Source organism: Chroococcidiopsis sp. [FACHB-1243], from assembly GCF_014696895.1.
Taxonomy (GTDB): Bacteria; Cyanobacteriota; Cyanobacteriia; order Cyanobacteriales; family Chroococcidiopsidaceae; genus Chroococcidiopsis.
The window spans coordinates 21,006-43,558 of the sequence record NZ_JACJQX010000047.1 but is presented as its reverse complement, the minus strand read 5'-3'; the positions used below and the strand labels follow the sequence as shown (position 1 = coordinate 43,558).

The 22,553-nt window shown below is 42.8% G+C and carries 22 protein-coding genes; 13 read left to right on the top strand and 9 right to left on the bottom strand.

The window, feature by feature from the left end:
- Positions 1-506, top strand: a 506-nt coding sequence (locus H6G17_RS26765) for a tetratricopeptide repeat protein (protein WP_206757177.1), incomplete at its 5' end; no start/stop codon positions are given.
- A gap of 80 nt (positions 507-586) precedes the next feature.
- Positions 587-1,141 carry an exonuclease domain-containing protein gene (locus H6G17_RS26760; RefSeq protein WP_192161613.1) on the top strand — a complete coding sequence of 185 codons (555 nt, stop codon included), beginning with the start codon at positions 587-589 and terminating at the stop codon, positions 1,139-1,141.
- A gap of 46 nt (positions 1,142-1,187) precedes the next feature.
- On the opposite strand, the gene H6G17_RS26755 is transcribed toward H6G17_RS26760, so the two are convergent.
- Positions 1,188-1,769, bottom strand: a complete 582-nt coding sequence (locus H6G17_RS26755; protein ID WP_192161612.1) for a Crp/Fnr family transcriptional regulator — start codon at positions 1,767-1,769, stop codon at positions 1,188-1,190.
- Between the two features lie 390 nt (positions 1,770-2,159).
- Positions 2,160-4,079, bottom strand: a complete 1,920-nt coding sequence (locus tag H6G17_RS26750) for a 4-Cys prefix domain-containing protein (RefSeq protein WP_192161611.1) — start codon at positions 4,077-4,079, stop codon at positions 2,160-2,162.
- A gap of 112 nt (positions 4,080-4,191) precedes the next feature.
- Between H6G17_RS26750 and H6G17_RS26745 the strand changes: the two genes are divergently transcribed.
- The 5 genes from H6G17_RS26745 to H6G17_RS26725 all read left to right on the top strand — a co-directional run bounded on the left by H6G17_RS26745 (position 4,192) and on the right by H6G17_RS26725 (position 9,180).
- The gene (locus tag H6G17_RS26745) at positions 4,192-5,169 is read left to right on the top strand and encodes a Gfo/Idh/MocA family oxidoreductase (RefSeq protein WP_192161610.1); all 978 of its coding nucleotides are present in this window, start codon (positions 4,192-4,194) and stop codon (positions 5,167-5,169) included.
- A gap of 169 nt (positions 5,170-5,338) precedes the next feature.
- On the top strand, positions 5,339-6,832 hold the full coding sequence (locus tag H6G17_RS26740; protein WP_192161616.1) for an MFS transporter: 1,494 nt from the start codon (positions 5,339-5,341) through the stop codon (positions 6,830-6,832).
- Between the two features lie 85 nt (positions 6,833-6,917).
- A complete protein-coding gene (locus tag H6G17_RS26735; RefSeq protein WP_192161609.1) occupies positions 6,918-7,127 on the top strand; it encodes a hypothetical protein in 210 nt (69 codons plus the stop codon).
- A gap of 1 nt (position 7,128) precedes the next feature.
- Positions 7,129-7,641, top strand: a complete 513-nt coding sequence (locus H6G17_RS26730) for a GNAT family N-acetyltransferase (RefSeq protein WP_192161608.1) — start codon at positions 7,129-7,131, stop codon at positions 7,639-7,641.
- Positions 7,642-7,842: 201 nt separating this feature from the next.
- On the top strand, positions 7,843-9,180 hold the full coding sequence (locus H6G17_RS26725; protein WP_192161607.1) for a hypothetical protein: 1,338 nt from the start codon (positions 7,843-7,845) through the stop codon (positions 9,178-9,180).
- 75 nt (positions 9,181-9,255) lie between these two features.
- Here the strand turns inward: H6G17_RS26725 and H6G17_RS26720 are convergent, their stop codons facing one another.
- The 3 genes from H6G17_RS26720 to H6G17_RS26710 form a co-directional block, all read right to left on the bottom strand.
- Positions 9,256-10,602, bottom strand: coding sequence for a DUF3370 domain-containing protein (locus H6G17_RS26720; protein ID WP_192161606.1), 1,347 nt, complete (start codon positions 10,600-10,602; stop codon positions 9,256-9,258).
- A gap of 92 nt (positions 10,603-10,694) precedes the next feature.
- Positions 10,695-12,071 carry a serine hydrolase gene (locus H6G17_RS26715; RefSeq protein WP_192161605.1) on the bottom strand — a complete coding sequence of 459 codons (1,377 nt, stop codon included), beginning with the start codon at positions 12,069-12,071 and terminating at the stop codon, positions 10,695-10,697.
- Positions 12,072-12,704 (bottom strand): peptidase C15, encoded by a 633-nt coding sequence (locus H6G17_RS26710; protein WP_347276475.1) that lies wholly within the window; start codon positions 12,702-12,704, stop codon positions 12,072-12,074.
- 58 nt (positions 12,705-12,762) lie between these two features.
- On the opposite strand from H6G17_RS26710, the gene hisH reads away from it, so the two are divergent.
- The gene (hisH, locus tag H6G17_RS26705) at positions 12,763-13,398 is read left to right on the top strand and encodes an imidazole glycerol phosphate synthase subunit HisH (protein ID WP_192161604.1); all 636 of its coding nucleotides are present in this window, start codon (positions 12,763-12,765) and stop codon (positions 13,396-13,398) included.
- A gap of 89 nt (positions 13,399-13,487) precedes the next feature.
- On the top strand, positions 13,488-14,063 hold the full coding sequence (gene rsmD / locus H6G17_RS26700; protein ID WP_192161603.1) for a 16S rRNA (guanine(966)-N(2))-methyltransferase RsmD: 576 nt from the start codon (positions 13,488-13,490) through the stop codon (positions 14,061-14,063).
- Positions 14,064-14,122: 59 nt separating this feature from the next.
- Here rsmD and petG read toward each other — a convergent pair whose 3' ends face one another.
- Entirely contained in the window at positions 14,123-14,239 is a 117-nt protein-coding gene (petG, locus tag H6G17_RS26695) for a cytochrome b6-f complex subunit V (protein WP_015154651.1), read from the bottom strand.
- Between the two features lie 256 nt (positions 14,240-14,495).
- Here petG and H6G17_RS26690 point away from each other — a divergent pair, with 256 nt between their 5' ends.
- Positions 14,496-14,870 (top strand): cytochrome c, encoded by a 375-nt coding sequence (locus H6G17_RS26690; RefSeq protein ID WP_192161602.1) that lies wholly within the window; start codon positions 14,496-14,498, stop codon positions 14,868-14,870.
- A gap of 31 nt (positions 14,871-14,901) precedes the next feature.
- Positions 14,902-15,234 (top strand): YlcI/YnfO family protein, encoded by a 333-nt coding sequence (locus H6G17_RS26685; RefSeq protein ID WP_192161601.1) that lies wholly within the window; start codon positions 14,902-14,904, stop codon positions 15,232-15,234.
- A gap of 631 nt (positions 15,235-15,865) precedes the next feature.
- Here the strand turns inward: H6G17_RS26685 and H6G17_RS26680 are convergent.
- The 3 genes from H6G17_RS26680 to ahcY all read right to left on the bottom strand — a co-directional run bounded on the left by H6G17_RS26680 (position 15,866) and on the right by ahcY (position 19,644).
- Positions 15,866-17,590 carry an ABC transporter ATP-binding protein gene (locus H6G17_RS26680; protein WP_192161600.1) on the bottom strand — a complete coding sequence of 575 codons (1,725 nt, stop codon included), beginning with the start codon at positions 17,588-17,590 and terminating at the stop codon, positions 15,866-15,868.
- Between the two features lie 89 nt (positions 17,591-17,679).
- Positions 17,680-18,279, bottom strand: coding sequence for a DedA family protein (locus H6G17_RS26675; protein ID WP_192161599.1), 600 nt, complete (start codon positions 18,277-18,279; stop codon positions 17,680-17,682).
- A gap of 87 nt (positions 18,280-18,366) precedes the next feature.
- Complete coding sequence (gene ahcY, locus H6G17_RS26670) at positions 18,367-19,644, bottom strand: adenosylhomocysteinase (protein ID WP_192161598.1); 1,278 nt, start codon at positions 19,642-19,644, stop codon at positions 18,367-18,369.
- A 351-nt stretch (positions 19,645-19,995) separates the two neighbouring features.
- Between ahcY and H6G17_RS26665 the strand changes: the two genes are divergently transcribed.
- Positions 19,996-21,801: a mechanosensitive ion channel domain-containing protein gene (locus H6G17_RS26665; protein WP_192161597.1), complete on the top strand. Its 1,806-nt coding sequence runs from the start codon at positions 19,996-19,998 to the stop codon at positions 21,799-21,801.
- A gap of 190 nt (positions 21,802-21,991) precedes the next feature.
- The gene (locus H6G17_RS26660; RefSeq protein ID WP_192161596.1) at positions 21,992-22,519 is read left to right on the top strand and encodes a universal stress protein; all 528 of its coding nucleotides are present in this window, start codon (positions 21,992-21,994) and stop codon (positions 22,517-22,519) included.
- The last annotated feature ends 34 nt before the right edge of the window (positions 22,520-22,553 follow it).

The window sequence follows — 22,553 nt, the reverse complement described above, 5'->3', positions numbered from 1 at the left end:
TACACAACGTCAACCACACGTTGTACAAAACTTTTTTCGTGAGAAACATGTTGCTTACTCCGCTGCCTAAAACTGTTCACCATTCTATGCTCTGGTTAGTAGATCCTTGCGAGCTTTCAGCGTATAGTAGTCGTGCTTGGTTGAGATATAAATCGGGAGACAAGCAGGGTGCGATCGCAGATTATACGCAAGCAATTAAGTTTGGCAACGAGACAAGTTTCTCTGCTTTTAATTATTACGGTAGAGCTGAGGCGCTTTTTGCTGTGGAAGATTATCGAGGTGCGATCGCTGACTATACAACAGCTATTCAACTCGATCCAGCATCAGCTGCTACAACTTATTCTAAAAGAGCTATGGCACGCGATCGCATTGGTGATAAAAAAGGTGCAGCCGAAGATCGAAAAATAGCAGCTAGCTTACCTCCAGAACCAGAACAGCGAGTATTTCAAACCATAGATTTCAGTCATAGACAATGTGAAGATAAATCTAATTCTTTCTCACCCTAATATTTTTTTACGTTCTTCTTGGCGACTTTGCGACTTTGCGCGAAACAAAAACGATCTTTAACCCTAATGAGTATAAATAAGTGGCTAAAAAAACAGATCGAATTATAGTCATTGACATCGAATCTACTTGCTGGCAAGACAAACCACCAATCGGACAAGAAAGCGAAATTATCGAAATTGGAATTTGTACAGTTGATGTAGCTTCAGGAAAAAGACTAGAAAAAGAAAGTATTTTAGTCAAACCCGAAAAATCTCAAGTCAGCGAATTTTGTACCCAACTTACCACTCTAACCCAAGCCCAAGTAGAACGAGGTATTTCCTTAAAAGAAGCCTGCACAATTCTGAAAAACAAATATCAATCGCAACAGCGAATTTGGGCAAGCTTTGGAGATTATGATAGAAGACAATTTGAAAAACAATGCCAGTTCAAAAAGATAAATTATCCTTTTGGTTCCAGACATATCAACGTCAAAACTCTATTTGCAGTTATTCATGCTCTACCCAATGAAATCGGCATGGCAGAAGCATTAGAAAAACTCAATTTTCTCCTCGAAGGCACGCATCATCGCGGTGGGGATGATGCTTGGAATATTGCCTTGATTTTATCAGAACTGTTGTTGAAAAGTAGATGTTAATCTGGTGGGCAATGCCCACCATAAGCTAATAATAAATCGTTATAAATCAGGCAAATTTAGTTTGACGATCTAATAAGACAATGAAATGGCGGCGGGGGCGATCGATGATACCTTCTTGTTCGAGCTGAGATAGCAGGCGCGTCACGGATACGCGAGTCATACCAATAAATTCTGCGATCTCTTGATGAGTCAGGCGTAGGTCAATTAACCGTCCGCGTTCCACAGGACGGGCAAACTTACGCGCTAACCACAGTAGCATTTGTAGCAGGCGATCGCGAGCGTTGGTTTGACGAATAATACTTAGTAGTTCCTCCGCTTGTTGTACGTGCCGGCAAATTGCCGTCAATACCCATTCTCGTTGGTACGAGGGAACGTAACTGACTTCTACACTCGTAATGCACTCAACTTGATAAGGTTGGATATTCGACAAAGGCTGACCGATGACATCACCTGTACCCCAATACCCCAATGTCATTACTGTTCCCTCCTCACTCCAAGTGACAGTGCGAACAACTCCCCGCTCGATATGCAATAGCATCTCCGATTTTAGGGGAATTGAGTCATGACGCTTGAACATTTGCTGAGATAAATTCTCAGCTATAGTAATCGTCGGCGAGAGAGATGACATAAGCAGTTACCAGATGTAGATTTCCAAATTCAGGTATGTTAAATGGCATTATTGACGAGCGTAAGATCTATATTTCAGAATGTAATTAGGTAGGTTTGCGCTTGAGCGGAGGTCTAGAAAACAAGAATTGCCTCACAAGAGAGTATAAAGTCATTCAAACATTGTTGCAAGCTAATTGAGAATTTTTATCACTTGCATCAAGAAAATTGAGGAAAGTTTCTTCTCCTCTGGTTTATCTTCCTTGGCTAGTTATTTCTAGGGTAGAAATACCCAAAATATACTGAAAATATACTAAAAAATATGTACTCTTTGTCAAATGACGAGCTGTCAAGGACGGGGACAAGTCAAACGTCACAAGTCACAAGTCATAATTCATTCCGAATTCTCCCCTCATTGCGGTACGCGCCACACCTTAACTGTTTTGTCCTCACTCGTACTTACCAACTTGCGCCCATCAGGGCTGAATGCCACAGCCCAAACTGCTGCTGTATGCCCTTTAAACGTGGCGAGTTCTGCGCCCGAAACGATGTTCCAAAGCTTTATTGTCCGATCGTCACTACACGTAGCGATTGTTTGCCCATCTGGACTCACAGCCACGAAATTAATATCGGCAGTATGACCTGCGATCGTCCGAATTGCTCTACCAGTGTTGAGATTCCAAACTGCGATCGCCGTGCCGTCGCTGACGCTGTAAAGTTTCTGGCTATCTGGACTAATGGCAACAGACCAAACCGCACCTTTGTGTCCTCTGAGGGTGCGCAATTCTTTGACTGGATTATGGTTTAAATCCCAAATTTTCATAGTCTTATCGCCGCTTCCAGTGACTAGCTTCTGTCCGTCGGGGCTGATGGCAACGGTGAGAACTTCCGCTGTATGCCCTGTAAGGGTAATATTTTTCCCTGTTTTCAGATCCCAAATTTTAGCCGTCTTGTCATAACTGGCACTGGCAATCTTTTGTCCGTCTGGGCTAATGGCAACGTAATTGACATAGCTTTTATGCCCGCGTAGAGTTTTGAATTCTCGCCCAGTGTTGAGATTCCAAACTTTTACGGTATTGTCTTTACTGCCACTGACAAGGGTTTGATTGTCATTACCGATCGCCACCGAATAAACCCAGTCTAAATGTTCCTCAAGCGAGCGAATTTCTCGCCAGCTAGTTGCATCCCAGATTTTGACAGTGAGATCGTCGCTACCAGTAGCAAACTTTTTACCGTCAGGAGTAAAGGCAACACTATTCACTTCATCTGTATGCCCTGTTATGGTAGTGACTTGCCTTTGTTGCCAGTAATACAAATATGCTACTAGTGCCAGTAACAGCAGAAAGCAGCCACCTAAAAGCCGACTCCGTTTAGATGGTTTTGCTGCTGGAGTTATGACTGTGGGTTGAGGCGATGTGGCTGAAGTGTTTGCCTGCGGGGATACTAAAGCTGCGGTTTCTACTGCGGTTAACGGGGTTGTCAGTGCAGGTACAATCGGCTGAGGCGATCGCGCTACTGCAAGATAGTTTTGCTGAGGTTTTTTTTGTAGTAACCGATCGATCGCCTGCGCGAGTTCCTGGCTAACTGTTTGTAATAACTGGTGGCGTTGCCAATTCGCACTCCAGTTGCGATCGCCTTGAAGCCAAGAAAAATAGGGATGTCCAGATAATAAATGCAGACAAGCTACACTTAAATCGTAGAAATCGATATTTGTTTGTGATGCCCAGTCATCATCAAATGAGTTGTTTGGATGTACATTGTTTGGATGAAATAGCTGTTTGGTCAGATCGAAGTTAATTAACATCAACCTGTCATCACTATTACGGCGGATAATACTTTCTAAGTTTATATTTCCGTGAACGATCTGGCGCTTGTGGATGAAATAGAGTAACGGCAATATTTGACCTAAGACATCCCAAATTTGTTGCTCGCTAAATGTTCCTTGCTGAACTAATTCCTGTTTTAAGGTTTGCCCCGAAATTGCTGGTTGAACTAAATAAAAATAATTTCCTTGGGTAAAATAAGCCGACAGAGTAGGAATTCGCTCGTTTTCGCCAATTTGTGCTAATTTCTTCGCTAGAGACTGAAAAATATTCGAGACGAGACGGTAGTTATTAGCTCTAGGCAACGTCAATTGTTGTACCACGTAAGATTCTCGTACATCTCGATCTTGAGCGAGAAATATTTGACTCAAGCCACCACCAGCTAGGGGGTAAAGTGGACGGAAGCGATCGCCCAAACTCGGAACGAGCTTTATGCCACAACTGAAGCAATATTCCCGATCGTCAGGGTTAACTGGATTTTGGCAGTTGGGATTGAGGCAGCAGAGCATAACTTCAGCACCTACTAGCCGTTTCGGAACATCATAAACAAGTTAAAAGTCAAAAGTCAAAAGTCAAAAGTCAAAACTTTTCTTCTTATCTTTTACCACGCACCACTCACTAATGACCAATAACCAAATACATATCGGAATAGTAGGTACTGGCTATGCAGCGAAGTTAAGAGCAGAATCTTTTGGACGAGACGAGCGATCGCGTGTCGTTGCAATTGCTGGGCATACTCCCGAAAAGACAGCCACTTTTAGTCAGACATATCAAGCCCAAGCGGTTGATTCTTGGCAACAGTTAGTAGCACGGGAAGATATCGATCTCGTTGTTATCTGTACGATTAACTCAGATCATGGAGCGATCGCCAAAGCTGCTTTACAAAACCATAAGCACGTCGTTGTAGAATATCCTTTGGCTTTGGATGTGGCTCAAGCAGAGGAAATTATTGCTTTAGCTAAAAGTCAAAATCGGTTATTGCACGTCGAACATATTGAGTTACTCGGTGGCTTACACCAAGCTTTAAAACAGTATTTACCACAAGTTGGTAGCCCGTTCTACGCCCGTTACAGCACGATGAATCCCCAACGCCCCGCGCCTCGACGTTGGACTTACAATCAAGAGATGTTTGGCTTTCCTCTATGTGGTGCGCTATCGAGAATTCATCGCCTTACAGATTTGTTCGGTACGGTTGAGACTATCAGTTGTCAAAATCGTTATTGGGGTACAGATCCCGAGTCATTTTTTCAAGTGTGTTTGTGTACGGCGCAAATTCGATTTACTAGCGGAGCGATTGCCGAAGTTAGTTATGGTAAAGGGGAAACTTTGTGGCAAAACGAGCGCAAATTTGAGGTTCATGCCGATCGAGGTGGTTTAATTTTTGATAAGGATGATGGCGTTTTAATTCAAGCAGAGGAAACAACAAAAATTGATATTGGTTCTCGACGTGGATTATTTGCTAAAGATACAAGTATGGTATTAGACCATTTACATATGGGTGTGCCTTTGTATGTATCTCCAAATGAAAGTTTGTATGCTCTGAAAGTTGCAGATGCAGCGCGGCGATCGGCTCAGATAAAAGAGACGATTGTGATGTAGGGGCGGGTTTGCTCAAGATATTTAAGAAAATTAATGTCGCGCAAAGTCGCAAAGTCGCAAAGAAGAGCGCTAAAGGTCTTTTGCGTGAGATTCTAAAGGTTTGATTAAGAAACCACCAGAAAAGCGATCGCTGATTTAATGCTGTTGTATCTGATGGGAGTCTTTGAAAGTGACAGCAATGCGATCGCTGGTACAAGTTTTTCAAAGTCGCAAGATGGCGGCTTTGTTGCTGCTGGGTTTTGCTTCGGGTTTACCGTTGTTTTTAACGAGTCGAACTCTGCAAATCTGGATGAAGGAGGCAAATATCGATTTAGGGGTTATTGGCTGGTTCAGCTTAGTGGCTTTACCCTATTCTTTAAAGTTTTTGTGGTCGCCTGTGTTGGATCGGTTTGTACCCCCTTTTTTGGGGCGTAGGCGGGGGTGGTTGGCGATAACTCAAATTGGGTTAATTGTGGCGATCGCTGCTTTGGCTTTTCAACAACCTACTCAAGATGTAAGAGTCTTAAATTTATTGGCAATTACTGCTTTAATTGTTTCTTTCTTCAGTGCAACTCAAGATATTGTGGGTGATGCTTATCGAACTGATGTACTGAAGCCACAAGAATTAGAAACTGGGGCATCTGTTTGGGTACTCGGTTATCGGATGGCTTTGTTAGTCACGAGTTTTTTAGCTTTAGTTTTAGCTGATTATTTACCTTGGCAAGTTGTTTATTTGTTAATGGCGGCTTTGATGGGAGTTGGACTATTTACAACTTTTTGGTCGCCCCAACCAGAGAACGATATTTTAGAGGAGCGATCGCCTCCTACTGTTAAAGATATAGTCTTTTTAATTGGCGGTGGCTTGTTAATTTCAGGACTCCTTTTAGCAGTGGGGATGGGTTATCTACCTTTACCTATATTTTATTGGATAATCGCAGCTTTAATTGTAGTGTGGTTGGCTGTATCATTTTTGTTACCAACAAAAACTAGGGAAATAGCCACAGAGCGATCGCCACAAACATTGCAAGAGGCAATTTACTTACCCTTCCAAGAATTTTTTCAGCGTCAAGGACTTGGGGCAGGAATTCTAATTTTACTATTTATCTTGCTTTATAAGTTAGGAGATGCCTTAGTAGGAAATATGGCAAATCCATTTTTAGTAGATTTAGGTTTTAGTAAAAGCGCAATTGGCGCAATTCAAGGAGGAATGGGATTTTTAGCCACAACTGTAGGAGTATTAATTGGCGGAGTTATTTTAACAAAAGTTGGGATTAACCGCGCCTTGTGGGGATTTGGAATTCTGCAACTGATGAGTAATTTAGGCTATTATGCCCTAGCGATCGCCGGAAAAAATAGTTCGCTACTCGTCATAGCAATTAATATTGAAAATTTCTGTGCTGGCTTAGTCACAGTCGTAACTGTTGCCTACCTAATGAGCCTATGCGATCGCCGCTTTACTACAACTCAATTTGCCTTATTTTCGAGTTTAATGGCAATGAGTAGAGATATTTTAGCTGGACCGGCTGGTGAAATTGCCAAAGCAACAGGTTGGGCAACCTTCTTTTTACTAACAATAGTTGCTGCCATACCAGGACTGTTACTTTTACCTATCGTTGCCCCTTGGAACTCGAAGTATATATTACCCAGACCAGGACTAGATGAAGAAGACTGGCAACAGTTGTAGGATGGAATAGGTAATAGGTAATAGGTAATGGGTAATTGGTAACAACACTCAACCAACAACCAACAACTAACAACTAACAATCAAAATGGCTATCTTCCGTCAATACATCGCCCCGTTATTAGTCGTACTCGTATTCTTAATTGCTTTAGTTGCAGTCAGCGCCCGTATATTCATTCCGGCTGATATGGCTGCACCCGCACCTACCGAAGAAGTCAGTCCTCAATCAGACAACGCCCAAGTTAACTTAGATAGAACGATCGCCACCGCAGGTACAATCGCACCTCACATACTTTGAAGTGACTCAACAGCTACTACCAGGCTACTTAATTTATCCTGGCTCTAGCTCGGAGCGATCGCTGCTGATCCAATTCATGCAGCAGAGTTACCGAGAAATCTTCCCCAAACAGAACTTTGCTCATCTGGCGCGCACCGTCGAGCAATATTTTTCCAAGGATACACCCTTATGGTGGGTGGAGGAAAGTCAAAATTCAAAATTCAAAAGTCAAAATACCATTCCCGACTCCCCTGAAAAAGTAGCATGTCTGTGGGTAGGAAATGCCGTAGATCAAGTCAAAGGCGATCGCCATACATATATATTCTTACTCTACGTCAAACCCGAACACAGACAACGGGGTATCGGTAAAGCATTAATGAGATATCTTGAAGATTGGGCGCGGACAAAAGGCGATCGGCAAATTGGTCTACAAGTCTTTCAATCTAATACCCTAGCCTTAGACCTATACCACAAACTAGGCTATCAAATTCAGTCTCACTGGATGATCAAAACACTAGAGGAAGAGAGTCGGTAGGGGCGGGTTTCCAAACCCGCCCGTACAGGAGTAGGGAGTCGGGGAAGAGATACTGTAATTCTTGCAAGTTTTCCTTTTGCATTCTTACTTTGCGTCTTCGCGTCTTTGCGTGACATAATTTCTGTCAATCTCACACCAGTCAGATCCTCAAATTCCCATACAAGCTTTAACCTAGTAAAAGCCATATTACTAAAAAACCTCATGGTAGAAGCAATCCTAGAGCGATCGCGCCAACTCAAACAAGACTTAACCGATTTCGTCCTCGATGCAGAAGGAGAACTCGCTGAGGCTTTAGAGGCTTATGCTGCTGCCAATGCGCGTAAAGATCGCTATGATGCGGTTCAGCAAGAGATAGTCATCGATACTTTCATCACCGAAGGACAGGTTGGCGACAAAACACCCATAGACTTATTTATCGAAAACCAACCTGAGTTGACTAAGAGCGATCGCCAATTGCTAAATAGTTGGAAACGTAGTTTTATCGGCTTATTTACTATTACTAAACTTCTACCTGATGGTTTGGAATTCATGAACTGGCTGACAGCAAAACACTACACTGTGAAGCCAAACGACGAGAAAACATTACAAGAAATGTCTCGGTGGAAAGAGGGAGAAATCTTACTGACTCGCATCGCACCCGTCACCGATGATTATTGGACATTTTCTTGTGCTTACACGCTGATGGGTAAATTAGGCAAACCCAAACTTGCCGTAGCAATTGGTAATTTTAAAGACAACTATAGAAAACATCTTTACAGCGATGCTCCAGATTTATTAGCAGAAGCTTGGCAATCTGTGGCTAACTATCATCAAGAATTTATAGATTTCTTTGGAAATGAAGAAGTGACGATGCCTGGTTATCAACTTAATAAAAAAGTCGCTGAATTTCAAGAAATACTAACTCAACAACGCCTCAAAGCAGCCGGAGTTGACGAATCTAAAAGCTTATCAGAACTGGCTGAAGAAGCGGGAGTAGGAGATGAGGAAATCGCAGCAGCCGCCAAGGAAGTAGGCGCAGACTCGCAAGCAATTTCTCAGATTCTTACTGATAAAAGCAAGACTAAAATGGTAGCACCAAAAGTAGAATTACCAGCAGATCTGAAAAAAGCCGAACAGGTGACGGCGATTTCTCATCCTCGCTGGGGACAAATGTTTCTACCTACATATACTAAGTTCGTAGAGTTGTTAGAAGCTGAGGACTGGCGATCGCAAGAAGGTGCGGAAAAATTAGTTAAGTATTATTTAGAAAATGCTACTATCAACACTTTTATCTGGCAGAAATTAGCACGACAATACCCCAAGCAATTAGAAAAAGTATTGCAAACGATCTTAGAACGCCCTCAGCTCAAACTTGACAGCGACTTAGAACTGCTATTGCAAGAATACAATAAACCGATAGAACCCGAATTGCCGGAAATTGCTAGCGTTCCTATTCATCTACACAACTTATTTGAAGAAGCTTTTGTAGAGGTGAATAAATCTAGTTCTAAAAACAAGGGTGGAAGTAAGAAGAAGACGGGTTTTGGTTTAAAAAAATAAGATTGCAAATCTCGTTTGCATCTATGGCATGTGTAGAGACGTTACATGTAACGTCTCTACAATTATGTAATGTCTCTATTTTGTACCAATTGTTAAAACCTGCGGAGGGGTTGCATCTGGCGGGTAAAGAAAGTCTAATCGTACCAAACGGCGATCGCCCGGTTTCATCTGTAAAGTTACTAATGGTTCTCCCTGCTGTCCCCTCGTCTGAACCAAATGCACGTACTTCGTCCGAGGTAAGTTTTGGTCGTCGTTATAACGCAACCTTACCGTACCGCGAAAGAAGACTTGCTTTGCTGGCGAACTAAAGAAACGCAATCCGCCTTGACTGAGTTTGTCTTCCTTCAGGGGTGTTTCTAGAGATACGGTGACAGTTCGATCGCGATCGCTATTGTTTTGTAGTGGCAAACTCAGACTATATTGAATCCCATAGTTACCGTGAGCGCGATAAGCTGTATCTGGGTAACGAATCAGCATCGGCGCACTTTGAATTTGACTCGTTCCCAACGTCCCTTGGTTCAACATACTCAAACCATAGGAAAAAGCTTCACCTGGCGACGGGATACTTAAAGAAGAAGCACCCGAACTATCAACCAATTGCGATCGCCATTGAGAACCCTGCGCCACTCCCGCCACGCGACCGTAAACAACTTTACCGCTCGTTTGTTCTGGTGGTGTAGGAGTTTTATCGCGGGGTCCAGCTAAATTCCCACGCTCTAAGATTTGCTGCCATTCTTCTAGAGTAGGCGATCGCTCTTGTCCGCTAGCATCGGTCGGCGCGTACATTGCCAAACTTGCAGCATATACCGTTCCACTACTCCGCAAGCGCATGAATGTAGACCGTCCGTTAATCGGCGGTTCTAAACCTTGTACTGGAATTGGCAAGTTAACTAACATCTGGCTTTGTCCGGGGGGAATAATCAGTTGCGGCGGAAAACTCGACTGTCGCTGTCCGCGCAAAATCTCATTCATGACGCGATCGCCTGGTCCTGCAAATATCGTACCCAAGTTATTTTCAGTTACAGGTGGTAATTCTGCAAATGGTGCATCCGGTTGGCTGAGATAACTGGCTGCTTGCAAAATATCTACACGGATCGATCGCTTGCCAGGATTGTGTAATATGACTCCTAAATAGAGCGATCGCAGATCGTCCGGTGTAGTCGGTTGAAAAACGTGATGAGCAAACAGATCGAATCTACCCCTAAAAGGAAAATTCAGATGAGCGGATTTAGATTTTTTCCCACCAGGCGGAAAAGTGGAAAGTAAGATTCCTTCTGCCTGTACTTTTTCGGGACTATTACTATTAAATACTGGCACTGCATCCAAACTGCCAGCTAAAGGACGCACAATTCGCGGTTGTACGATTTCTTGTGGTGGGGGAGTGGTTTGAGCAATGGGGAAAATTGGCAACAAAGGCAGCATAAGCAAGTCAAAAGTTAAAAGTCAAAAGTTGTAGAGGCGGTTTCACGAAGCATCTTTGACTCCAACAAATATTTCCTGTAAACCCATCCAAATTAATTAGCAAAAGCCGCTAAAACGCGAGGAATAAATTGTTGGCGCGTTCTGTTTTTATTCCTACCAAGATGAACGATAACGAGTTGGTGTGAAGGAATAATAGCAGTGTACTGATCTTGAAATCCTTGAGCGGTCATAATTTTGCTGTGTCCAGAGGGTGTAGAAACATTCATTAACCAAAAATGAGCGCCATAATTTTTCTTGGGTGCTGCTGGAGTTGGCGTGCGACTGTACTTCACCCAGCCTTCGGGTAGAATGCGTTGCCCTTCCCACATGCCATCTTGTAAATAAAGCAAACCAAACCGCGCCCAATCCCTTGCCGTAGCATACATGAAAGCAGAACCGATAAAGGTTCCCGATGCATCCGGTTCGATAACTGCACTAGACATCCCCAGAGGATTGAATAGAGCGCGACGGGGAAATGTGAGATAATCGGCATCGCGATCGCCGATCGCGCGGCGCACAATCCGAGAGAGAATGTTGGATGTACCGCTGGCATACTGCCATTTACTACCTGGATCGGCTTCCAGAGGTTGACTTGCAGCGTAAGCAGCTACGTTACTCTGACCGAATAGCATTTGAATTAGATTACCCAAAGGATTGCCCTCATTCTCATCAAACTTCAAACCGCTACTCATGCGGAGCATCGAATCTAGCGTAATTTGGCTGCGGCGATCGCCTGGATGATTCCACTCTGGCATGAGATTTTTGTCGGTTAGCGACAGCTTACCCTCCTTGACTAAAATGCCTATCAGTGAATTCATCACGCTCTTAGTCATCGACCACCCTAGCAAAGGCATTTGAGCTGAAAACCCTGATACGTAGCGTTCTGCCACAATCTGACCTTTGTAGACAATGACAACAGCTCTAGAGTCATGCTGGGAACTGAAAATCCAGTCCATAGCTGCTGTAAGTTGTTTTTGGTTAATTTCAGGTGGAAGTTGGTTTGTCTTTTCTGTCAACCAACGTCGATCTTGTTGTGGAGTTAAGTTGAGTTGCTGAGCCTGCGATCGCAACTCTTGTACAGAGCGATCGATAACCAAAGTACAACCAAGCCCAGGACGAAAAATCGCTTGGTGTTTTGCCAAGCCCAAAATACTTGCAGTGACAGATTGCTGCGGGCGATCGATATTTACTTGAATTGACTTGACAATTGACTGTTCCAAAGTTGATAAACCCGCAATCTCAGCCAAGACATCTCGATTGAAAATAGACTCTGGAGTGCGTTGAGAGACAAACACACCCGAACAAAATTGTTTTGCTTGATAAGCCGTGCCAATACTCAAGACTCGCCATAAGGTAAAGCTAACATAGCCAACAATACCTAAACTAATTACTCCAAAACTCCACAAGACATATTTGAATGCTGGTTTCATCTAATAGTTGCCAAGTTTTTGCAAAATGAATTCAAAATCATTCACAACTAAATCGAAATTTTGCTCTGTCAAGATAGGTACGTGGATAAAAATACAACTTGTCGATAATTGATGACGAACAATCCATTCTAAAACTGAATAATAGAGTCCTTCGCAAACAAACTTACCTGCATCGTAACTAATTTTTACTCTCTCATTTTCCTGTACTAACTTTTCTAAATCGATATTTGTCTGTAAAATCCTACCATTACAAGTTGCATTAGATTCAATAGTCAAATGCTGTCGGCGTTCTGCCATACCGCAACAAATAATTAAATTAGGTTCTAAAACCCAAGCTTTTTTCATCACTATATTGCTGGCAAGTCGAATGTTGACAGGCAACTGGCGCAAAAAGTTGAGAACAACAAATGTATAGTTAAGTTGAGATATTTTTTCTAATAGGTCGTCAGAAGAATTCGTTGTGTGATGGGGTAGCCAGGTTGTAAAGGAAGTTAGCAGAATTTTTTTTGCCATCAAAGAATGTCTAACTCCAAAGATGAGTTTAGTCTTGGTAAAGGTAGGAAAAATTGTACACTCATTGACCAACAGCCTCAGCACGGCGATCGCCGCATCATACATGACTTGCTTTCCCACTCGCTACCTACTACTCACTTTGAAATAGAATAAGAGAGTGCCGGAATGAGGATGAAATATGGCAACGATCGCAGTTGTAGATTATGACATGGGAAACTTGCACTCTGCCTGTAAAGGACTAGAAAATGCAGGCGCAACCCCAAGAATTACGGATTCCGCTCGAGAAATACTACAAGCAGATGCGATCGTCCTGCCAGGAGTCGGCTCATTCGATCCAGCCGTGCAACATTTGCGATCGCGGGGTTTGGAAGCACCCATCAAACAGGCGATCGCCAGTGGGATACCTTTTTTAGGAATCTGCCTTGGTTTGCAAATTTTATTTGAAAGCAGCGAAGAAGGTAAAGAGCCAGGGTTGGGAATTATTGCTGGTACTGTCCGCCGCTTCACCTCCGAACCAGGAATTACAATTCCCCACATGGGTTGGAACCAATTGCAATTTACTCAACCCGAATGCACGTTATGGCAAAAGTTGCAACCTAATCCTTGGGTTTATTTCGTTCATTCCTACTACGTCGATCCCGTCAATTCTGAAGTTCGCGCCGCTACAGTCACTCATGGCAGCCAAATCATCACAGCTGCGATCGCCCAAGATAATCTCGTAGCTGTCCAATTTCACCCCGAAAAGTCTTCTACATCAGGCTTGCAAATTTTATCTAACTTCGTGGCGCAGGTAAGGGAAACAGTTCTTGTATAGTCGGGAGTTAATTCAATTCACAATTCACAATTCACAATTCACAATTCACAATTACCCATTACCCATTACCAAAGCCCCACTCACTTCCAATGAGTCTCAGAATCTCTGGTAATCGCCAATTAAAATCCCTCCCAGGTAGAGATACTCGCCCTACTAGTGGTAGAGTGCGGGAGGCTGTTTTCAATATTTGGCAGGGAAAAATTACCGATTGCCGCTGGTTAGATCTCTGTGCTGGAACTGGATCGATGGGTGCGGAAGCATTATGTAGAGGCGCTAATTATGTAGTCGGGATCGAACAATCCAGCCGTGCTTGCAGCATTATTCAACAAAACTGGCAGAAAATAGCCAAACCAGAACAACAGTTTCAAGTATTACGCGGTGACGTATTGAAGCGGTTGAGAACTCTAGCCGGACAGCAATTCGATCGCATCTACTTCGATCCACCCTATGCCAGTGGATTGTATCAGCCAATATTAGAGGCGATCGCCCAATATCAACTATTGCATCCAGAGGGAGAACTCGCTGTAGAGTGCGATCCTGTTCTTTGGCAACCCCAAGCCTTACCTGGTTTAGAAATCTGTCGTCAAAAAGTTTACGGTAACACAACTTTAGCTTTCTATACTAGGGAGTCGGGAGTTGGGAGTCGGGAGTCGGAAGAAAAATGAGAAAGATAGTAGTACTCTCCTCCTTGTCTCCCTTGTCTCCCTTGTCTCCTGAAACGTTCTTAGTCAATCCCCAGCTTTTTACCGCGCTTGAATTGCTCGTAAGCTTTGAAAAACAGCCCTGCCAGGGTAACAAAAATTAGACCTAGTACCATGCCATCGAGTAAGGGTTCAACCACGTCAAATCTCCTGAATGTCAGATGTAGTAATATGTTTGCTTAGATTAAGTTTTTCTGCACGTCTTTAATCATACCTCTGTTTACTTGTATGTAGAGGGCTGACTTAAAACTCTTTAGCTGACTGAATGCTAGTCGATTTTAACAAAAATTTAATGGGTATAAATTAGCGCTATTTGCTTGCCGATAAGGTCAAGAACTTTTAAGCTATGTGTAGGATATAGAAAAGATTTGTCAATTTGACTTTTAGTGAAACCTTTTGGATAACCAGCACGTCCTCAGTCAAAATTCGCTCCAGCGGTTCGCAACGATCGCTCTAGCGCTATTATTGGCGATCGCCATAGCGATTGTGGGTGCTTACTTGCTCAGTCCCGCCGATCCCTATATTAAGGGTGTTTTATCTTTATCTGGCGATCCGATTCAAGGCAATGCGATCTTCCAGATGAACTGTGCTGGTTGTCATGGTTTTCAGGCAGAAGGTAATGTTGGTCCCAGCCTGCAAGGAGTTTCTAAACGGAAATCTGGCTACGGTTTAATCCATCAGGTGATTAGTGGGGATACACCACCAATGCCAAAATTTCAGCCTAGCGAAAAGGAAATGGCAGATTTGCTCAGTTATTTGGAAACGCTTTGAACAGGAGTCAGAAGTCAGAAGTTAGTTAAACATGAGTAGATTAACAGTACGTCTACCAGAAACGTTGCATCACCAGTTAGTGCGCTTAGCCGAAAGCGAAGGTGTCTCTTTAAATCAGTACATCGTGTATGCTTTGACTCGTCAAGCAACATCAGCTTACACGGTTGATACTCTACCTGAAACAACACGCGATCGCCAAAAAGAATCTTTTAATACTCTATTACAGAATTTAGGACAAGCTTCGCCTGCTGAGATTGAGGTAATAATAGCTGAACGAGAATTTGTTGAGCCAGAAGAAAGTTTAACTTCTGAAGTTATTAGCCGCTTGCAAGAGCGTATGAGTAATAAAAAATTGTCACGCTAAAAAATCAATAAAATGCTAGGTTATTTCACTAATTGTAACACTCGTGGATTAATTCTTTCCTAAGAATTCCAGGGAATACTCTTTTGTGTCTCACCCAAGCTCTACAAATATTTCCGTTATCGTGAAAACCATAAGTTGTATACTCATACACGCTAATAATATTGTCTTTTGACTCTTGAAATTTACGTACAAGTCTCCCATCGCCAAATACAATTCCAGGTAGGACAAAAGCTGAATATACTATAAGAGTAATTATGCTAAGAAAAAAGAATGTCAATATGCTCAAACCTTTTATCCACTTGTTTTTAAACAAAAAGCTATTAATAAATAAAAATATTAGGATTAAAAATGCAAAATTCAGTACAATTAGATTTAAAAATTCTACTTCAAAAATGAATCTACTTGAATATGCCTGATAATTACTACACAAAGCTAAAAAAATGAACAATAATATAAGTAAATTTTGTCAAGGACTTTTACTTCTACTTGCAAAAAAATTATAAAACTTGTGACTGATTTTCTTTCCCAAGATTAGCAAGAAACCAATTATTTTCATTTCTCTCATCCATTACAGTAGACTCTGTAGGGGCGCACAGCTGTGCGCCCCTACTCTGCGATATATATTAGCAGTTTAACTAAACTGCTGCGCGTAAAACCGCGCATAACGTCCCTCTAATACCAACAACTCCTCATGCGTACCCGATTCGACAATTTGTCCTTTTTCCATTACCAAAATGCGATCGCTACGACGTACAGTAGTTAAGCGATGGGCAATAATAAATACGGTGCGATTTTGCATCAACCGTTCCAAAGCTTCCTGTACTAAAGCCTCTGATTCTGAGTCTAAAGCAGAAGTAGCTTCATCTAATATCAGAATACGCGGATCGAGTAAAACGGCACGAGCGATCGCAATTCTTTGTCTTTGTCCTCCTGATAAATTTACGCCTCTTTCTCCTACTTGGGTGTAATAACCATCAGGTAATTGCATAATAAATTGATGAGCATTGGCAATTTTGGCGGCTGTTTCTACATCTTTTAAATTATAGTTAGCTTGTCCAAAAGCGATATTTTCAGCGATCGCACCTGAAAATAAAACTGTTTCTTGAGGCACAATTCCTATTTGTCGTCGCAGACTTTTCAATTGCACGTCACGAATATCAATACCATCAATTAAAATTTCTCCCGACTGCGGATCGTAGAAGCGTGGGAGTAAGTTAACTAAAGTTGTTTTTCCCGCCCCAGAAGCACCAACTAAAGCAATTCTTTCGCCTGGGTGCGCAATTAAATTTAGGTTTTCTAGTACTGGTTGACCGAGTTTATAGGCAAAACCGATCTGACGATATTCTACTTTACCGCTAACTAAAGGCAGAGCGATCGCCTGAGGTTTTTCTTCTACTGTGGGTTGAATTGCTAATAATTCAAATATGCGATCGACCGAAGCTTCTGCTTGTTTAAACTCGTTATAATTATTAGTTGTATGACTAATAGGATCTATAATCGAAACTGCTGCTGTTAAATAGCTGAAAAATCCGGCTACAGTCAAATTATTTTGAGAGATTTGCCATGCTGCAAACAACAGGACAAATAGAAAACTCACTGCTTGCAGAAATCCCACTACTGGAATTTGAATGGCTTTGAGTCGTTCTGTAGAATATTTAGCTTGTAAAGTCCGTTCGGCTTCGTGGCTGAATCGAGCAATTTCTCTTTCTTCTGCTGCAAAAGCTTGAATAATCCGAATACCACTAAAAACTTCAGTTAAAATTGCTGATAAATCTGAAATACGATTTTGACTCTTGAGCGAAAATTTTCTAACTCGTTCGCCGAACCAAGTAATTAAAATACCGATTAATGGTACGACTAAAATAATTGCGATTGTCAGCCGCCAATTTAGATATAACATGTAAATTGGAATTGCCACCAACTGCAAAAGACAAGGAATAAAATCGTGAAAAATCTTGTTTACGATTTCTCCAATGCGATCGATATCTTCAGTCAGTCGATAAGATAAATCGCCAGCTTTTGCAGTTTCAAAATAGCTGAGGTTAAGTTTTTGTAGATGGCTGTAAACGTTTTTGCGCAGGTAAAAAGCAACTTTTAAAGCTGCTTTCGCCATATAAATATCTTGGATTGCTTGAGCAATTCCTCTAATTAGAAAAACGGCAGCGCATAAACTAGAAAGTTGAGCGATCGCAACGACATTACCTTGTCCAAACGGTGTAGTCAATCTTCCAGCTAAATGAATTAAGGCTAACGTAGCGATGACAAAGCCGAAAATTCCTACGCCACCTTTAGCGAGATTTTGCCATTGGGGACGAATGTACGGTATTAGCTGCCAATAGTAAGAACGAGTTTTCAAAGTTGCGATCGCACAAATCAGATATTCTTTACATTATCTGTAGGGTGCGTTATTAACGCACCCTACTATGGCGCAAACATTAATATATTTTACCGCCGCTGTCTCCGTCTAATAATCACTATTATTAAACCAATAACTAGAGCTGCAAGTACAATTTTAGAAACAGGTGCGAGGTATTCCTCTACTATTTGGTAGTGATCTCCCAAAACGTATCCAGCAGCAGTTAAAAGTCCTACCCACAATATCGTTCCGACAGTTGAGTAGATCAGGAACGGTACTACATGCATATCACCGATTCCGGCAGGCAGGGAAATCAAAGTGCGTACCCCAGGAACCATGCGACATAGAAGTACGGCTTTAACTCCGTGTCTGTCAAACCAGTGTTTCGACCTGTCAATATCTTTACCAGTGATAGTTATCCATTTCCCGTATTTATCTGCCCAATCCCTTAATCGTTCTTCGCCTAAGAATTTACCTGCATAGTACCAAGGTAACGCTCCAATGATAGTTCCTATTACACCTGCCGCGATCGCCCCTACAATATTCAACTTACCTTGTGCTGCTGTAAAACCCGCCAATGGCATGATCAATTCTGAAGGAATGGGGGGAAAAAGGTTTTCTAAAAACATCAACAATCCGATTCCCAAATAACCAAGGGAAGTCATGATATTTACAATCCATTCAGTCATTGAACTGCCTCGACAAGAACGTTGAATATGCAATAGGGTGGGCAATGCCCACCCTACATCTAGATCCCTAAGAGAATCTCAGATCGATTATGTTCCAGAAGTCCAAGAATTGATGTATTCAACTTGTTCTGGTGTGAGAGTATCAACGCTGATACCCATTGCTTGCAGTTTCAAACGAGCAATTTCTTGGTCAACTTCAACTGGGATGGAATGTAAGCCAGGAGCGAGTTTACCCTTGTTTTTCACCAGATATTCGCAAGCCATAGCTTGGTTAGCAAAGCTCATATCCATGACAGCACTGGGGTGTCCTTCTGCTGCTGCCAAGTTTACAAGTCTGCCTTCACCGATGACGACAACTGATTTGCCGCTATTGAGTTTGTATTGTTCGGTGAACGGACGAACGTTTTTGACTTCTGCTGCTTTAGATTTTAAAGACTTGAGGTCAATTTCAATATCAAAGTGACCGGAGTTACAAACGATCGCGCCGTCTTTCATTACGTCGAAATGCTCGCTACGAATAACGTGCTTGTTACCTGTAACTGTAATGAAGATATCTCCTTGAGGTGCAGCTTCTGCCATTGGGAGGACGCGGAAACCATCCATTACTGCTTCAATTGCCTTGATTGGGTCGATTTCGGTCACGATGACATTAGCACCCATGCCACGCGCCCGTAGTGCCGTACCCTTACCGCACCAACCGTAACCAGCAACAACTAAAGTTTTGCCAGCTAGCAGAATATTGGTAGCGCGAACGATCCCATCTAGGGTAGATTGACCCGTACCATAACGATTATCAAAGAAATGCTTAGTATCGGCATCGTTAACATTCACCGCTGGGAATGTCAGTACGCCATCCTTTAACATCGCTTGCAAGCGAACGATACCCGTAGTGGTTTCTTCGGTTGTACCGATTAAATCAGCGATTTGGTTTTGCCGCTCTTGGATTAAAGTTGCAACTACGTCACTGCCATCATCGATGATAATGTTGGGGCGATGATCGAGGGCGATTTGGACGTGTTTGTTATACGTGGCGTTGTCTTCCCCTTTGATGGCAAAGACAGGAATGCCATGATCTACAACTAAGCTAGCTGCTACATCATCTTGAGTAGACAGGGGGTTGCTAGCAATTAAAACGGCATCTGCACCACCAGCTTTGAGGGCGATCGCCAAGTGTGCTGTTTCTGTAGTGACATGACAACAAGCGACCAAGCGAATTCCGGCAAAAGGCTTTTCTTGGGCAAAGCGATCGCGGATCTGCCGTAACACTGGCATCTCGCGCCCAGCCCATTCAATCCGCTGCTTACCTAAGGTTGCTAGAGCAGGATCTTTGATTTCGTACTTTAGTTTATCGAGAGCAACCGTCATGTAGTTAATTCCTAAAGAGTTAATTTAGGTGGTCTTACTTAGCTTAACTGCATTTTTCTAGAAGGGGAATTATTCACTGAACATTAGGTACAGCACGCATATCCCCTGCACAAATACCAGTCCAGACTATGAAGACCATCTAACAGCTGTCAACCCATCAATAGCTGTTACGCGCAAAATTTACACTTATTTCATACTTTAGCGAACAAACTTTATGTTTTTTTAATCGGGAGTCGGGAGCTGAGGGAGAGTCGCGGAGAAAAACAAAAGTGCCTCTCGCCTCTTAACAAATGACAAATGACAAATGACAAGTAGTAATGTGTATAAATGTGAAAAGTAGGAGGTGTGGAAGTGCGCTCTCAAATTCAGGCGATCGCTAAACCAAAAAGCAGACGACGGCTAGTCATGTGTTTCACTTGTGGCATTTTGGGTTCAATCGTGCTGAATGCTTTAGTTATTGCCCCCACTCTAGCCAAGCCGACACAACCAGCTAATTTACAGCAATCGTTACCTATTCCAGGTTTACATTCATTCGATCTCCCAGGAATAGACAATTTTCTATCTGCTTACCAACCAACTCGCGATCGCAATAATCCTCAAAGACAGATCTATACTGACTGGATTACCTTAGATGGTCGCCGTTTGTTTCAGGTTACGGCATCTTCTAGGGAGGAGTTAGCCAAGCGGGTAAATGAGGTGCAGTCAAACTTAGAAAGAATCAGCGAAGATTACTTTGCAAGCGATTCTGAGGAGGAACCGGAAGTCAGATCTCAACGCCAAACGATTACGGATGCCAATAGCCCGACGGGTGTATCTCAAACTCTGCCAACTATTTCGATTAATCAGCAGTATCTCTTCACTCCTACCGATTTAGATGCTGAGGTTCAAGGAGAAACAAGCGTGCAAAATTTGGCACGCAAATTAGTACAATCTCTGCCACAAGAGCTGAAAGCAGCAAAAGAGGAACGAAAACCTCCAGTTTTGATCCGCCGAGGTGCGATCGCCACTGGAATTTTTGTGGGGATCGTAGTGGCTAGCTGGGGAATTCGCCGTTGGCGCGATCGTTTAGATCGAGTCATACCGATTCCGACGACTCCCACAGATCCCTCAGAGTCAGTCACGACACAATTAACGCAGCAACAGCAAACTAACTTACGGGAAGTCAGACGAAGAATATTTCAACTATCTCAAACTGGCGTATGGGTTGGCGGAACGTTAGTAATTTTAGGGTTGTTTCCTTACACGCGGTTTATTCCAGTTTGGATTTTGGCGTTATTGCAAATTCCAGTCATTAGAGTTCCTGCGGTGATTGGGCTGGTTTCAATTGGAGCCTATGTCGCCACTCGCGCTAGCTATGTGGCGATCGATCGCTTTACTCATGCATTGGCAAATAATGCTTTATTAGGCGCTCAAGACTACGTGCGCTTACAACTGCGGGTAATGACAATTTCTAGTGTTGCTAAAAGCGTGACTACCATTAGTATTGCTGCTTTGGGCGTACTCCTTACCCTTTCTACTTTGGGTGTAGACTTAGTTCCCGTCCTGGCTGGTGCGGGGCTATTAGGTGTAGCGATATCTCTAGCTTCCCAAAGCATAATCAAAGACGCGCTCAACGGCTTTTTGATTATTTTAGAAGACCAGTACGCCGTAGGTGACGTAATTAACGTCGGTATTTTTGGCGGTTTGGTAGAAAATCTCAATCTGCGAATCACTCAGTTACGCGATGCCGAAGGTAGACTAATTACTATTCCCAATAGTGAAATTAAAATTGTGGCAAACCTTTCTAGTCGGTGGTCGCGTGCCGATTTAAGTATACCCGTTGCTTACAATGCCAACCTCGACCAAGCATTATTTTTAATTGAGGAGGTGGGTGTAGAAATGGATCGAGATCCCCAGTGGCGAGATCAAATTCTAGAAAGACCAGAAGTACTAGGAGTTGATAATTTTGGCGATCGCGGTTTAATTATTCGGGTTTGGATTAAAACCCAACCCCTCAAACAATGGGATGTAGCCAGAGAATATCGCCGTCGATTGAAAAAGGCTTTCGATCTCGCCGATATTGCTATTCCCGTACCGCAACAAGCTGTCTGGGTGCATACTCCTCCTGTTTTGCGATCGCACCTCGATACTAATGACACTTCTAAGGTTGGGAAGTAATTTTTGTAGAGAAGCACTATAGCGCTTCTCTACCTATTCCCCATAATGTCCCCCTGTTACCTTGCCTCTAAACACGACATATTGATAACCAATCGCCGATTCCTCACAATTTCCTCAAATTATTTTTATATATTGAACATTGACTCGATTCATAAATAATTACGAATTACGAATTGCAAAGGCGGTTGTTATGTTCCAGAAAATTTTGGTTGCAGTAGATACGTCAAAAAGTAGCAAACAGGTGTTTGATACAGCTTTGTCTTTAGCTAAGGCAAACAACGCCAGCCTGTTGTTGTTGCACGTAGTATCGGAAGAAGAACTCGGCAGCCCTACACCGATTTTACCTAGCTTGGAATACTATCCATCGGTGTATGAAAAAAATATGGAATTGTACCAACAGCAGCGAGAAGCGTTTACAAAACAAGGTCTGGACATGTTGCGATCGCGCCATCAAGAAGCAATGGCTGCTGGGGTCAATGTGGAATTTCGGCAATTATCGGGTAGTCCTGGGCGGCTGATTTGCGATTTTGCTTTGGCTTGGAAGGCAGATTTAATTGTCACCGGACGCAGGGGACGCAGAGGTTTATCTGAATTTTTTATGGGTAGTGTTAGCAATTACGTCTTGCATCACGCTTCTTGTTCTGTCTTAACGGTACAGTCCCCAGTACAGCCAGCAGAGAAACTACAGTCGGCTGAACGTGAAGTATCGGTAAGATAAAAGATTAGCAATTGACAATTGCGCATTTCCTCTG

Bases quoted from the DNA above. Each gene is read 5' to 3' on its own strand.
- H6G17_RS26755 (WP_192161612.1), bottom strand. From the start codon at position 1,769: ATGTCATCTCTCTCGCCGACGATTACTATAGCTGAGAATTTATCTCAG.
- H6G17_RS26750 (WP_192161611.1), bottom strand. From the start codon at position 4,079: ATGCTCTGCTGCCTCAATCCCAACTGCCAAAATCCAGTTAACCCTGAC.
- H6G17_RS26745 (WP_192161610.1), top strand. From the start codon at position 4,192: ATGACCAATAACCAAATACATATCGGAATAGTAGGTACTGGCTATGCA.
- H6G17_RS26735 (WP_192161609.1), top strand. From the start codon at position 6,918: ATGGCTATCTTCCGTCAATACATCGCCCCGTTATTAGTCGTACTCGTA.
- H6G17_RS26725 (WP_192161607.1), top strand. From the start codon at position 7,843: ATGGTAGAAGCAATCCTAGAGCGATCGCGCCAACTCAAACAAGACTTA.
- H6G17_RS26720 (WP_192161606.1), bottom strand. From the start codon at position 10,602: ATGCTGCCTTTGTTGCCAATTTTCCCCATTGCTCAAACCACTCCCCCA.
- H6G17_RS26715 (WP_192161605.1), bottom strand. From the start codon at position 12,071: ATGAAACCAGCATTCAAATATGTCTTGTGGAGTTTTGGAGTAATTAGT.
- hisH (WP_192161604.1), top strand. From the start codon at position 12,763: ATGGCAACGATCGCAGTTGTAGATTATGACATGGGAAACTTGCACTCT.
- rsmD (WP_192161603.1), top strand. From the start codon at position 13,488: ATGAGTCTCAGAATCTCTGGTAATCGCCAATTAAAATCCCTCCCAGGT.
- H6G17_RS26685 (WP_192161601.1), top strand. From the start codon at position 14,902: ATGAGTAGATTAACAGTACGTCTACCAGAAACGTTGCATCACCAGTTA.
- H6G17_RS26675 (WP_192161599.1), bottom strand. From the start codon at position 18,279: ATGACTGAATGGATTGTAAATATCATGACTTCCCTTGGTTATTTGGGA.
- ahcY (WP_192161598.1), bottom strand. From the start codon at position 19,644: ATGACGGTTGCTCTCGATAAACTAAAGTACGAAATCAAAGATCCTGCT.
- H6G17_RS26660 (WP_192161596.1), top strand. From the start codon at position 21,992: ATGTTCCAGAAAATTTTGGTTGCAGTAGATACGTCAAAAAGTAGCAAA.